Origin of the sequence: Nocardioides sp. (genome assembly GCF_004803405.1) — a bacterium.
GTDB lineage: Bacteria > Actinomycetota > Actinomycetes > Propionibacteriales > Nocardioidaceae > Nocardioides > Nocardioides vastitatis.
Window position 1 is genome coordinate 1 of the sequence record NZ_SSXI01000022.1, and the last position, 12,762, is coordinate 12,762.

The following is a 12,762-nucleotide window of genomic DNA, read 5'->3' on the forward strand; positions in this document are numbered from 1 at the left end:
GGCGGCGTGGCCTCGCCGGGCCGGCTCGACGTACGACCGGGGCGTCCCGCCATCGTGCTCGACGCCGCCCACAACCCCCACGGTGCGCGGTCGCTGGTCGAGGCACTTGCGGAGGTCGCGCCCGACCGCTCGCGTCACGCCGTGGTGGCCACCATGGCGGACAAGGACGTCGAGGGACTGCTGCGCGAGCTGGCACCGGCCGTTGCCGAGATCGTGTGCACCGCCAACTCGAGTCCGCGCAGCCTGGCCGCATCCGAGCTCGCCCGCATCGCGGCCACGATCCTCCCGCCGTCGCAGGTGCACATCGCCAGCGACGTCGAGGCCGCCCTCGCGGTGGCGCAGACCCGGGCAGCTCCGCCCGGAGCTGCCCGGGAGGGGCTGGTCCTCGTGACCGGGTCTGTGGTCACGGTCGCCGACGCCGAGCGCCTTCTCGCAGCACCTCCCACCCCCGAACGACCGATGGTTCAACCCTTGCCCGGGTGACTCACCTATCGGTCCGGGGCTGGGCGTCTCGCGCAGGCGCCCAGCCCCACCCCCTCTCGCCGCGGTCCGGCAGCATCGGCCCGCCGGACCGCCCCTCGAAGGAGTGAGATGCTCTCCAAGATCCTGGTCGCCAACCGTGGTGAGATCGCCATCCGTGCGTTCCGTGCGGGCCGCGAGGCGGGCGCACGCATGGTCGCGGTCTACCCCTACGAGGACCGGTGGTCCGAGCACCGGCTGCGCTCGGACGAGGCCTACGAGATCGGCGAGCCGGGTCACCCCGTGCGTGCCTACCTCGACCCTGCCGCGATTGTTGAGGTCGCGGTCCGCTGCGGCGCAGACGCGGTCTACCCCGGTTACGGGTTCCTGTCGGAGAACCCGGCGCTGGCCGAGGCCTGTGCGGCTGCGGGCGTCACCTTCGTCGGCCCCTCCGCTGACGTCCTCACGCTGACCGGCAACAAGGCGCGGGCGATCGCAGCGGCGAAGGCGGCCGGCGTACCCACCCTGCAGTCCGTGCCCCCGTCGACCGACGTCGACGCGATCGTGGCCGCGGCGGAGGAGATCCCTGCGCCCCTCTTCGTGAAGGCGGTCGCGGGCGGTGGCGGCCGGGGTATGCGCCGCGTGGACGACCGGGCGAAGCTGCGGGAGGCGATCGAGACCTGCATGCGTGAGGCCGAGGGCGCCTTCGGCGACCCCACGGTCTTCATCGAGCAGGCGGTGGTCGACCCCCGCCACATCGAGGTGCAGATCCTCGCCGACGGCTCCGGCAACGTCATCCACCTCTTCGAGCGGGACTGCTCGGTGCAGCGCCGCCACCAGAAGGTCGTGGAGATCGCCCCCGCGCCCAACCTCGACCCGGAGATCCGCGAGCGGATGTGCGCCGACGCGGTGCGGTTCGCGCAGGAGATCGGCTACGTCAACGCCGGCACGGTGGAGTTCCTGCTGGATCCGTCGGGCGACTACGTCTTCATCGAGATGAACCCCCGCATCCAGGTCGAGCACACCGTGACCGAGGAGGTCACCGGCGTGGACCTCGTGCAGGCGCAGCTGAGGATCGCCGCAGGAGCCACGTTGGCCGACCTCGGGCTCTCGCAGGAGACGGTGCAGGTGCGCGGTGCAGCGCTGCAGTGCCGGATCACCACCGAGGACCCGACCAACGACTTCCGCCCTGACACCGGAAGGATCACGACCTACCGCTCGCCGGGCGGCGCCGGTGTGCGCCTGGACGCCGGCACGGTCTACACCGGTGCCGAGGTCTCGCCGCACTTCGACTCGATGCTGGCCAAGCTGACCTGCCGTGGCCGCGACTTCGGCGAGGCGGTGGGGCGCGCCCGTCGGGCCCTGGGGGAGTTCCACATCCTCGGCGTCCAGACCAACATCCCGTTCGTCCAGGCGCTGCTCGAGGAGCCGGAGTTCCTCTCCGGCCAGGTCACGACCTCCTTCATCGCCGACCACCCCGAGCTGCTCCACGCCCGTTCGAGCGGTGACCGGGCGACGAAGCTGATCGGCTACCTCGCCGACGTCACGGTCAACCAGCCCCATGGCCCGGCGCCGACCACCCTGGACCCGGCCACGAAGCTGCCGGAGATCGACCTGTCTGTCCCGCCCGCGGCCGGAAGCCGGCAGCAGCTCCTCGAGCTCGGCCCGGAGGGCTTCGCCGCCGCGCTGCGCAACCAGCGGTCGGTCGCGGTCACCGACACGACGTTCCGTGACGCCCACCAGTCGCTGCTCGCGACGCGCATGCGCACCCGGGACCTGGTCACCGGCGCTGCCCACACCGCCCGGCTGCTCCCGCAGCTGTGGAGCGTGGAGTGCTGGGGCGGCGCGACGTACGACGTGGCGCTCCGCTTCCTCGCCGAGGACCCGTGGGAGCGCCTCGCCGCCCTCCGTGAGGCGGCCCCGAACGTCTGCCTGCAGATGCTCCTGCGCGGCCGCAACACGGTGGGCTACACGCCGTACCCGACGGAGGTGACGGACGCCTTCGTGCAGGAGGCAGCCGCCACCGGCATCGACGTCTTCCGGATCTTCGACGCTCTCAACGACGTCGAGCAGATGCGCCCGGCGATCGAGGCGGTCCGGGCGACCGGGACGACGCTCGCCCAGGTGGCGCTCTGCTACACCGGCAATCTGAGCGACCCGCGCGAGCAGGTCTACACCCTCGACTACTACCTGAAGCTGGCGGAGAAGATCGTCGAGGCCGGCGCCCACGCGCTCGCGGTCAAGGACATGGCCGGCCTGCTCCGGGCCCCCGCCGCGCGCACGCTGGTCGGCGCGCTGCGTGCCGAGTTCGACCTGCCTGTCCACGTCCACACCCACGACACCGCCGGTGGACAGCTCGCCACCCTGCTGGCCGCCATCGACGCAGGTGCCGACGCCGTCGACGCCGCGGCAGCCGCTCTCTCCGGCACAACGTCGCAGCCGGCCATGTCGGCCCTCGTCGCCTCGACCGACGGAGCGCCGCGGGGCACCGATCTCGATCTCGACACGGTCTGCGCGCTCGAGCCCTACTGGGAGGCGACGCGCCGGCTCTACGCGCCGTTCGAGTCCGGACTGCCGGCGCCGACGGGGCGGGTCTACACCCACGAGATCCCCGGCGGGCAGCTCTCCAACCTCCGCCAGCAGGCGGTCGCGCTCGGTCTGGGTGAGAAGTTCGAGCAGATCGAGGACATGTACGCCGCGGCGAACCGGATCCTCGGCAACCCGGTGAAGGTCACCCCGTCGTCGAAGGTCGTGGGCGACCTCGCCCTCCACCTCGTGGCGGTCGGTGCCGACCCGGCCGAGTTCGAGGCCAACCCGCAGAAGTTCGACCTGCCCGACTCCGTGGTCGGCTTCCTCCGTGGCGAGCTCGGCGCTCCGGCCGGTGGCTGGCCGGAGCCCTTCCGGAGCAAGGCGCTGGAGGGCCGCACCCACAAGCCGGCCAGCCCGATGCTCGCCGCCGCCGATGCCGCCGCGCTCGCCACCGACCGCCGCGCCACCCTCAGCCGCCTGCTCTTCCCCGGCCCGATGCGCGAGTTCGAGGACAGCCGCCGGGCCTGGGGGGACCTGTCGGTCCTGTCGACCGGCGACTTCTTCTACGGGCTGCGCCAGGGTGCCGAGCACAAGGTGCCGCTCGGCCCGGGCCAGCGTGTCCTGATGGGGCTGCAGGCGATGGGCGACCCCGACGAGCGGGGCTACCGCACCGTCATGTGCACCGTCGACGGCCAGCTCCGGCCCGTCGTCGTCCGCGACCTGTCGGTCGCCTCGGTCGCCGCCGTCGCGGAGAAGGCAGACCGCAACCATCCCGGGCACGTGGGCGCGCCCTTCCAGGGCACGGTGACCGTGACGGTCGCGCTGGGAGATGCGGTCAAGGCCGGCGACCCGGTGGCCACCATCGAGGCGATGAAGATGGAAGCCGTGATCGCCTCGCCCACCGACGGCACGGTCGCGCGGGTGGCGATCCCGGGAGTCTCCCCGGTCGACGGCGGAGACCTGTTGCTGGTGGTCCACGCGACAGAGCAGGCTCGAGCGCGGGAGGACGGCCGACGGTGATGCGACGCAAGGACCGTCAGGAGGCTCTCGTCGACCCGGTCGACGCGCTGGACGTGACCCCGCCCAAGGAGTGGGCCGCGGGCATCCCCGCGGTGCGCAAGGCGATCGAGTACTCGCTGTCGCAGACGTCGGCCCGTCGTACGGCGCTGACCCTGCTCAACGTCAATCAGGCCGCCGGCATCGACTGCCCCGGCTGCGCCTGGCCCGAGCCGGGGCACCGGCACCGGAACGAGTACTGCGAGAACGGCGCCAAGCACATCAACGACGAGGCGACCTCGCACCGGGTCACGCGGGAGTTCTTCGCGAGGCACCCGGTCGCCGAGCTCGACACCAGGTCGGACTGGTGGCTGAACCAGCAGGGCCGACTGACCGAGCCGATGGTGAAGCGACCCGGCGCCACCCACTACGAGCCGATCAGCTGGGACGACGCCTTCACCCTGATGGCGAACGAGCTCAACGGCCTCGCCAGCCCGGACGAGTCGATGTTCTACGTCTCGGGCCGGCTCAACAACGAGGCGGCGTTCCTGCTGCAGACCTTCGCGCGGGCGTACGGGACCAACAACCTCCCGGACTGCTCCAACATGTGCCACGAGTCCTCGGGCTCGGCGCTCGGGGAAACGCTCGGGATCGGCAAGGGCAGCGTGCAGCTCGAGGACATCTACGACGCCGACCTGGTGCTCGTCGTCGGGCAGAACCCGGGCACCAACCATCCGCGGATGCTGTCGGCGCTCGAGGAGACCAAGGGTCGCGGCGGCAAGGTGGTCGCCGTCAACACACTGCCCGAGGCCGGCCTGATGCGGTTCAAGAACCCGCAGAAGGCGCGCGGCGTGGTCGGGCGGGGCACCGAGATCGCGGACCGGTTCCTGCTGATCCGGCCCGGTGGCGACCTGGCGCTGTTCAAGATGGTCAACAAGCTGTTGCTCGAGGCCGACGACGCCTCGCTCGCGGCCGGCGGGCCCGGGGTCCTGGACCGCGACTACATCGCCCGGCACACCACGGGGTTCGACGACTTCGTCGTCCAGGCGCGTGACATCACCTGGGAGCAGGCCCTCGCGGCAACCGGCCTGGCGCGTGAGGAGATCGAGGCGCTCACGGAGCAGGTGCTGGCGGCGAGGTCGGTCATCGTCTGCTGGGCGATGGGCCTGACCCAGCACCGGCACGGTGTCCCGACCATCCGCGAGGTCGTCAACTTCCTGATGCTCCGCGGCAACATCGGCAAGCCGGGCGCCGGCGTGTGCCCGGTCCGGGGCCACTCCAACGTGCAGGGCGACCGGACCATGGGCATCTGGGAGAGGATGCCCGACCCCTGGCTCGACGCATTGGGCAAGGAGTTCGGTTTCGAGCCGCCGCGCGACCACGGTTTCGACTCGGTCGACGGCGTACGGGCGATGCGCGACGGCAGGGCCAAGGTCTTCATCGGGGTCGCGGGCAACTTCGTCCGTGCCATGTCGGACAGTGACGTCACCGAGGCCGCGCTGCGCTCGTGCAGCCTGACCGTGCAGGTCTCGACCAAGCTCAACCGCTCCCACACCGTGGTCGGCGAGACCGCGCTGATCCTGCCCACGCTCGGGCGCAGCGACCGCGACATCCAGGCGACGGGTGAGCAGTTCGTGACGGTGGAGGACTCGATGAGCTGCGTGCACGCCACGCGCGGCAAGCTCCCGCCGGCCTCGCCGCACCTGCTGTCGGAGGTCGCGATCATCAGCCGCCTCGCCGCCAGGACGCTCGCCGACCGGGCGGACGCTCCGGACATCCCGTGGGCCGACTTCGAGGCCGACTACGACCTGATCCGCGACCGGATCAGCCGAGTGGTGCCGGGGTTCGAGGAGTTCAACGAGCGCATCAAGGCCCCGGCCGGCTTCACGCTGCCCAACCCGGTCAACTCGGGCGTCTACAACACCCCGACCGGCAAGGCGGTCTTCACCGGCAACCACCTCGCATGGCTGGAGACCCCGCCGGGCCACCTGGTGCTGCAGTCGCTCCGCTCGCACGACCAGTGGAACACCATCCCGTACGCCATGGACGACCGATACCGCGGCATCCACCACGCGCGCCGGATCGTCATGGTGAACCCGGCCGACATCACCGAGCTCGGGTTCGCGGACGGCGACGTCGTCGACATCGTCTCGGTCTGGACCGACGGCATCGAGCGCCGGGCTCCCGGCTTCACGCTGGTCGCCTACCCGGCCGCACGCGGGTCGGCCGCGGCGTACTACCCGGAGACGAACGTCCTGGTCCCGCTCGACAGTGTCGCCGAGATCAGCAACACCCCGACGTCCAAGGGCGTGATCGTGCGGTTCGAGCGGGCGACCTCGTCCGCTGCCGGGGAGGGCTGACGCCATGGGCCGGGTGACCGTACGCCGGCGCGTGATGCGGCTGCGTGACGGCGCGGTCGACCACGCTCCTGACGCCCTAGCCGGCGAGGAACCGATGGAGATCCGGGTCAACGGTCGGCCGGTGACCGTCACCATGCGGACCCCGGGCAACGACTTCGACCTCGCGGTCGGATTCCTGGTCAGCGAGGGCGTCGTCCACGCCCGCGAGGACGTCGCCGCGGTGCGCTACTGCGCCGGGGCCACCGCTGACGGCTCCAACACCTACAACGTCGTCGACGTCGCCCTCGCCCACGGGGTGCCCGTGCCGGAGACATCGCTCGAGCGCAATTTCTACACCACGTCCTCGTGCGGGCTGTGCGGCAAGGCGTCCCTCGACGCGGTGCGCACCCGCTCGGCCTGGTCGGTCGCCGAGGATCCGATGCGACTGGGCACGGACGTGCTGCTGTCGCTGCCGGACCGGCTCCGTGAGGCGCAGCGGGTCTTCGACCGCACCGGTGGCCTGCACGCCGCGGGGCTCTTCACCGCCGCCGGCGACCTGCTCGCCGTACGCGAGGACGTCGGCCGGCACAACGCCGTCGACAAGGTGATCGGCGGCGCCGCGGTCAACGGCCAGCTCCCCGCCCGCGGCACCGTGCTCATGGTGAGTGGCCGCGCGTCGTTCGAGCTCGTCCAGAAGGCCGTCATGGCCGGCATCCCGGCGCTGGCAGCGGTCTCAGCGCCGTCCTCGCTCGCCGCCGACCTCGCGGCCGACGCGGGCCTCACCCTCGTCGGGTTCCTCCGCGGCAGCTCGATGAACGTCTACGCCGGCGCAGACCGCCTCCGCTGAGGGTTCCCGCAACGTCGTGGGGGTTGGCGGATAGCGTGTGGTGATTGAGCCATTCCGACTCATGCCACAACCTGTCAGACCCACAGGCACCCACGTGCGTGCCGGTAGGGGGCCGGTGGAGCCGACGCAGGTCCGAGCGATGGACGTCTCATGCCCTGTTTCCAGAACGTCCCGCCCTTCCCTTCCCGCGGGGCGTCCCTGGTGAGAACCTGGGAGAAGGCACACGACCTCAGCGGAGGACGGAATCATGAGAGCACTCGACTGCCGCGACCCCGACGCACATGACGACATCCACTTCACCGCGGACAACGACCAGGATCTGGTCACCAAGATCCAGCATCACCGCGATGAGTACCACCGGGATATCACCGACGAGCAGATCAGGGAGATGGTCACCAGCGGCGCGTACGACGAGTGACGGCTGACTGAGGAACCGGCCGCCTGCCGTAGCGCCCCCGGCAACTGACCGGTGGCCTGCGGCCTCTGCGGCACTCGCGGTGCCGACGGTCCAGGTCCGTCGCTGGTGGACCCCTTTCCGCCTAATGCAGGCAGGTGAACGGCCGGAACCGGACGCGGGTCCGCAAGCTGATCCCGGCCGGGAGAACCGGTAAGGGACTAGCCGAGCCAGCCCATGCGCTGACTGATGCGGTCGCCGGCGGCCTTGAGCTCCGCGGCGACGGACTCGATGCGAGCCTTGTCGAAGCGGTACGCCGGTCCGGACGCGCTCACCGCGCCGACAACGGCCCCGGTGTGGTCGCGCACCGGCACGGCGGCGGCGTTCAGTCCTGTCTCCAGCTCCTCGAAGGCGGTCGCGAAGCCCTCCGCGCGCACCTGCGCCAGCTGCTCGACCAACGTTTGGCGCGCGGTGAGGGTGTGCTCGGTGTAGGCCTGCAGGCCGGCCGTGTCGAGGACCTCGGTGAGCTGGGCGTCGCTCATGTAGGCGAGCAGGATCTTCCCGCTCGAGGTCGCGTGCAGCGGGGTGAGCTGGCCGACCCAGTTCTGGCTGGCGACGGCCGCCGAGCCGAGCGCCTGCTGGACGTGCACCGCGTAGTGCTCGCGGAGCACGGCGAGGTTGACGGTCTCGTCGAAGTGCTGGGCCAGGTCGTCGAGGACCGGCTGTGCCTGGCGGACGATGTCGAGGCGCGCCGGGATGGCGCTGGCGAGTCGAAGGACGCCGAACCCGAGCTGGTACTTGCCGCGTTCGGTGTTCTGCTCGACCAGGTCCCGCTCCTCGAGGGCGGCGAGGAGGCGGAAGGCCGTCGACTTGTGCACGCCGATCTCGGCCGCAACCTCGCTGACGCCCGCACTGCCCTCCCGCGCGAGGATCTCAAGGACGCTGACGGCGCGGTCGACCGACTGCACGCCGCCCGAGGATTCGCTGCTCTCGCGGGTGCCCTTGCCTTTGCCCGTGACGTGGCCTCCGTTGCTCATGGCGCAACCCTACGCGACGGGCAAGGCGAATCGCGTGTATGCGGGTCGGAGGAAGGCGGCTCGAGGCGTCGGCGCGGGCCCACCCTGACGCCTCCGACGGTCCGCAACCTGATCCTGGCCGGGCAGCCGAGGGCAGGCTCCGGTCGTGGGCCATGACCCACGACCGGAGCCCTTCTTTTCATGCCCTGGGCTACCGGTGGTCGGCCTTCCCGTTGCTGCACTCGACGGTGAAGGCGAAGTCGTCGCCGTGCTCGGTGACACCGGCGATCACTGCCTGGGAGATCGCCTCCTCGCCGTACTTGCGACGAACCATCAGCGGGTCCCGCCGCAGGTCCTTCACCAACGAGACGGCGAGCCCGACCATCACGACGACGAAGGGCAGTGCCGCAACGATGGTGATCGTCTGCAGTCCGCTGAGCGCGTCGGCACCGCCGACGAGCAGCATCACCGCCGCGGACGCGCCGGTCGCGACGCCCCAGAAGATCACGTTGAGCCGGCCAGGCTCCTGGGTGCCCTTCTGCGACAGTGTGCCCATCACGATCGAGGCCGCGTCCGCACCGGACACGAAGAAGATCGCGACCAGCACCATCACCAGCACCGAGGTGACCGTCGCGAGCGGGAAGGAGTCCAGCGTGGTGAACAGCTGCGACTCCAGCCCTCCGGCGCCGGCGATGTCGACGCCAGAGAGCTGCAGGTCCATCGCGGCGCCGCCCATGACGCAGAACCAGATGACGCTGACCAGGCTGGGTACCACCAGCACGCCCGTGACGAACTGCCGGATCGTGCGGCCACGGGAGATCCGGGCGATGAACATGCCCACGAACGGCGTCCACGACAGCCACCACGCCCAGTAGAAGACGGTCCAGCCCTCGAGCCAGGCCTGAGTGTCCGCGCCTTCCGCGCCGGTACGCGCGGACATCTCGGGAAGCGTCTGGACGTAGCTGCCGATCGAGGTGGGGATCAGGTCGAGCATGAAGACAGTGGGCCCGACGACGAACAGGAACAGGGCGAGCGTGACCGCCAGCACCATGTTGATGTTGGAGAGCCACTGGATGCCCTTGGCGACGCCGGACACGGCGGATACGACGAAGGCGGCCGTGAGGACGGCGATGATGCCGATGAGCACGGCGTTGCCCGTCTCCCCGATGCCGCCGACGATCTCCAGGCCGGTCCGGATCTGCAGGGCGCCGAGGCCGAGCGAGGTCGCGGATCCGAAGAGGGTCGCGAAGATCGCGAAGATGTCGATGACCTTGCCCAGCCCGCCATGCGCGCGCTTGCCGAGCAGGGGCTCGAACGCCGAGGAGATCAACTGCAGGCGCCCCTTGCGGTAGACGCCGTACGCGATCGCCAGACCGACGACCGCGTAGAGCGCCCACGGGTGCAGGGTCCAGTGGAAGAGCGTGGTCGCCATGGCGTTCTGGATCGCCTCGGGGTTACCGGGCCCGCCGGTGCCCGGGGGAGGGGCGGCCATGTGCGAGATCGGCTCGGCGACGCCGTAGAACATCAGGCCGATGCCCATCCCTGCGCTGAACATCATCGCGATCCAGGAGATGGTCCGGAACTCCGGCTCCTCGTCGTCGCGACCGAGCGGGATGGTGCCGTATCGGCTCGCAGCGAGCCAGATGACGAAGACGACGAAGGCGCTCGACGTGAGCACGAACAGCCAGCCGGCGTTGCCCATCACCCAGCCCAGTGCGTCTCCGGATGCGGTGCTCAGGGATGCGGTGCTGACCATGCCCCAGGCGAGGAACGCCAGGGCGACGACCGCGCTGATCCCGAAGACGACCATGTCGAGGCCGCCCCGGTGCGTCCCGTTCGCCGCGGGCTCCACGTCGAGCGCTGGGTGGGGGATGGGGTCCGCGGCCGGGGACCTCAACGTCCCCCCGACCGCGTCCTGGACCGTCGATGCCGCCGGCTGGCCGTCACGGGCGGGCTTCCGACCGCTGAGCCGTTGTCGGCGGGGGGTCTCGGGTGTCGTCGTCATGCCATGTGTCCCTTCGGTACGTCTGCCCGGGCGTAACTGGGACCATAAACCGGATGTTGTGAGTTACGCAACAGTGTGCTCAGGAAGCAACAACGGGATGGGTCGTGTGGCCATGCTCACTCTCGAGACCGCTTCGGACGGGCAGGACGCGCTCGCGCGCGGGCACGAGCCGGTGCCATGACCCGATGGGCGACTCGCGGTAACGGTGGCGGAGCGCCGGCCCGGAGCGCTGGTTCGGTGGGCCGGTCCGGCCTAGCGGGGACCCGGGCGGTCGCTGCCCGCCAGCCGGAAATAGGCGCGGACCGTGGTCCCGTCGGGCGTGGTATGCACCCGGACGAGGTCGGCGAGATGGTTGACGAGAAGCAGGCCGCGACCATGGGGCTGTCCGTCGAGCGGCGGCCGCCGCCCGGCGAGGGGATCCTCGATCTGCCCCAGGTCGCGGGACTCGCAGATCACGTGGTCGGCCTCGGCCCAGATGCTGAGCGAACAGGCGCCGGCGGCGTGCTGGAGACTGTTGGTGGCCAGCTCGCTGACGACCAGCTCGAGATCGCTGATGCGATCCCGGCTCAGACCCGCCTGATCGGCCTCGGCCGCCGCGAACCGGCGCGCCCCGGAGAGGTCGGCCGCGCTCCGGACCGTCCAGCTGGCGGCCCCCCCGGTGCCGTCCAGCGGCAGGTTGTACCGAGCGACGACGGCGTCGGGTGCGTACCGCAGGCTGACCTGCTCGTGTCCGGCCTCCCAGATCAGCGGATGGGTCGCCAAGGCGTCCGCCACCACGTGGGACTCGAGCCGGCGCACGTCGTAGGGACAGACGATCGTCACCATGCGGCTGCGGAACGCCGTGTTGATGAGCGCCTCGTGCTGCACGCATGCCGGATACTCGCTGTCGCTCCGGCCGGCCCAGATCGGCTCCCCGATGATGCGCACGTGAGTGCGGCGATGGCGATCGGCGAAGGCGCGGAGCACGCCGGGGATGATCCGGCCGGGATTGCGGCCGGCCTCGGTCATGTCGATGAGCGTGACCTCCGCTGCCTCAGTGCCGAGCGCCGACTCCAGAAGACCGAGCCGCTCCGTGGGCAGCGCCGCCGCCACCGGCTCGCCAATCCTCAGCCCGTCGAGGACGAAGGGCACCAGTCCGGCGAGGTACTCCTCGTCGGTGCGGTAGAACAGCGCCGGATGCACGAAGGGATCAGTCGCAGCACTCATGCCGGGATCTCCACGCGCGCCCGGTCCAACCCGAGGGCCCTGATCAGCAGTCCCGGTCCGGGGTGCGCCGTCCGCAGCACGAGCATGTGGCCCTCGCTACGGGCGTGCTCCACCAGCTGCAGCAGGCTTCGGTGGTCCATGAACTCGACCCGGCTGGCGTCGAGGACCAGCTCCCCGTTGTGCGGCTGTAGGTCGGCGCGATGCAGTGCCAGCCGGAGCAGGTCCCGGGTGGCGAGGTCCAGCTCTCCGCCGATCGCCGCCGCACATCCGTTCTGCGTCGTGGCGTGCAACCAGAAGGGCGTCGCGTCTGCGCTCGCTCCCGGATGCATGCAGGCGAGGGCCGCGATCGACCCATCACCCACCAGGCTGCGTTGGTAGGCGCACATCGCGGAGAACGGTGCGGTGAGGATGTAGCGGTCGATCAGGTGCTCGTAGCGGGCGAAGGCGTCCAGCTGCTCCGGGGTTCGCACCAGCGCGGTCGCATCTGCCGCCACGCGCAACCCGGTGAATCCCGCCGCGACGGCCTGCGCGGTCGCGCGGGCGTACGCCGCCACCTGAGCAGCGGGGTCGACGACGGTCCCGGTGGGGTAGGCCGCCTCGATGGAGTCCGCCTTGGCCGCGCCGCTGTGGAGCGCCTGCTCCATGCCGGGCAGCTCCCGCAGCTCGTCCTCGAGGGCAGTCACGTCACCCGAGCCCACGTACCAGACCTGCTCGCCCAGCTGCAGGCCCTCCGCCAGGAAGCAGCCTGCGCGCGCTCGAAACTCCTGGGCATCCTCGAACGCCCAGCACAGGTGGTCGTAGCGACCAGGATCGCGAACGTCCTCGACGACGCCCGCCTGTAACGACATGCAACCGACAGTACTCTCCGGCGGACGGGGAACTGGTCGACTCCGGCGCGCCCGCACCGCCGGACCGATGTGGGGAGGGTGCGGCCAGACGTGCGGCTAGCATCGCCGTCGGCGGCACCCTGC

The 12,762-nt window shown here is 70.9% G+C and carries 9 protein-coding genes; 5 read left to right on the plus strand and 4 right to left on the minus strand.

The window, feature by feature from the left end; translation table 11 throughout:
• The 5 genes from E7Z54_RS01720 to E7Z54_RS01740 form a co-directional block, all read left to right on the plus strand.
• On the plus strand, positions 1–483 hold a 483-nt coding region (locus tag E7Z54_RS01720; RefSeq protein ID WP_276606190.1), incomplete at its 5' end, for a glutamate ligase domain-containing protein.
• A gap of 108 nt (positions 484–591) precedes the next feature.
• On the plus strand, positions 592–4,008 hold the full coding sequence (locus E7Z54_RS01725) for a pyruvate carboxylase (protein WP_136431162.1): 3,417 nt from the start codon (positions 592–594) through the stop codon (positions 4,006–4,008).
• Positions 4,008–6,344 carry an FdhF/YdeP family oxidoreductase gene (locus tag E7Z54_RS01730; protein ID WP_136431164.1) on the plus strand — a complete coding sequence of 779 codons (2,337 nt, stop codon included), beginning with the start codon at positions 4,008–4,010 and terminating at the stop codon, positions 6,342–6,344. Before E7Z54_RS01725 ends, E7Z54_RS01730 begins: the two co-directional genes overlap by 1 nt.
• A 4-nt stretch (positions 6,345–6,348) precedes the next feature.
• Positions 6,349–7,170, plus strand: a complete 822-nt coding sequence (gene fdhD / locus E7Z54_RS01735) for a formate dehydrogenase accessory sulfurtransferase FdhD (RefSeq protein WP_136431166.1) — start codon at positions 6,349–6,351, stop codon at positions 7,168–7,170.
• A gap of 247 nt (positions 7,171–7,417) precedes the next feature.
• Positions 7,418–7,588: a DUF1059 domain-containing protein gene (locus E7Z54_RS01740; protein ID WP_136431168.1), complete on the plus strand. Its 171-nt coding sequence runs from the start codon at positions 7,418–7,420 to the stop codon at positions 7,586–7,588.
• Positions 7,589–7,785: 197 nt separating this feature from the next.
• Here the strand turns inward: E7Z54_RS01740 and E7Z54_RS01745 are convergent, their stop codons facing one another.
• From E7Z54_RS01745 to E7Z54_RS01760, 4 genes are all read right to left on the minus strand, one after another.
• Positions 7,786–8,601, minus strand: coding sequence for an IclR family transcriptional regulator (locus E7Z54_RS01745; protein ID WP_136431170.1), 816 nt, complete (start codon positions 8,599–8,601; stop codon positions 7,786–7,788).
• Positions 8,602–8,791: 190 nt separating this feature from the next.
• Positions 8,792–10,585 carry a BCCT family transporter gene (locus E7Z54_RS01750; protein WP_136431172.1) on the minus strand — a complete coding sequence of 598 codons (1,794 nt, stop codon included), beginning with the start codon at positions 10,583–10,585 and terminating at the stop codon, positions 8,792–8,794.
• A 252-nt stretch (positions 10,586–10,837) separates the two neighbouring features.
• On the minus strand, positions 10,838–11,791 hold the full coding sequence (locus tag E7Z54_RS01755; protein ID WP_136431174.1) for a sensor histidine kinase: 954 nt from the start codon (positions 11,789–11,791) through the stop codon (positions 10,838–10,840).
• Positions 11,788–12,639 carry an MEDS domain-containing protein gene (locus tag E7Z54_RS01760; protein ID WP_136431176.1) on the minus strand — a complete coding sequence of 284 codons (852 nt, stop codon included), beginning with the start codon at positions 12,637–12,639 and terminating at the stop codon, positions 11,788–11,790. Before E7Z54_RS01760 ends, E7Z54_RS01755 begins: the two co-directional genes overlap by 4 nt.
• Positions 12,640–12,762 lie beyond the last annotated feature (123 nt).

Coding starts and splice junctions, on each gene's coding strand:
- E7Z54_RS01725 (WP_136431162.1), top strand. CDS start 592: ATGCTCTCCAAGATCCTGGTCGCCAACCGTGGTGAGATCGCCATCCGT.
- E7Z54_RS01730 (WP_136431164.1), top strand. CDS start 4,008: ATGCGACGCAAGGACCGTCAGGAGGCTCTCGTCGACCCGGTCGACGCG.
- fdhD (WP_136431166.1), top strand. CDS start 6,349: ATGGGCCGGGTGACCGTACGCCGGCGCGTGATGCGGCTGCGTGACGGC.
- E7Z54_RS01740 (WP_136431168.1), top strand. CDS start 7,418: ATGAGAGCACTCGACTGCCGCGACCCCGACGCACATGACGACATCCAC.
- E7Z54_RS01745 (WP_136431170.1), bottom strand. CDS start 8,601: ATGAGCAACGGAGGCCACGTCACGGGCAAAGGCAAGGGCACCCGCGAG.
- E7Z54_RS01750 (WP_136431172.1), bottom strand. CDS start 10,585: ATGACGACGACACCCGAGACCCCCCGCCGACAACGGCTCAGCGGTCGG.
- E7Z54_RS01755 (WP_136431174.1), bottom strand. CDS start 11,791: ATGAGTGCTGCGACTGATCCCTTCGTGCATCCGGCGCTGTTCTACCGC.
- E7Z54_RS01760 (WP_136431176.1), bottom strand. CDS start 12,639: ATGTCGTTACAGGCGGGCGTCGTCGAGGACGTTCGCGATCCTGGTCGC.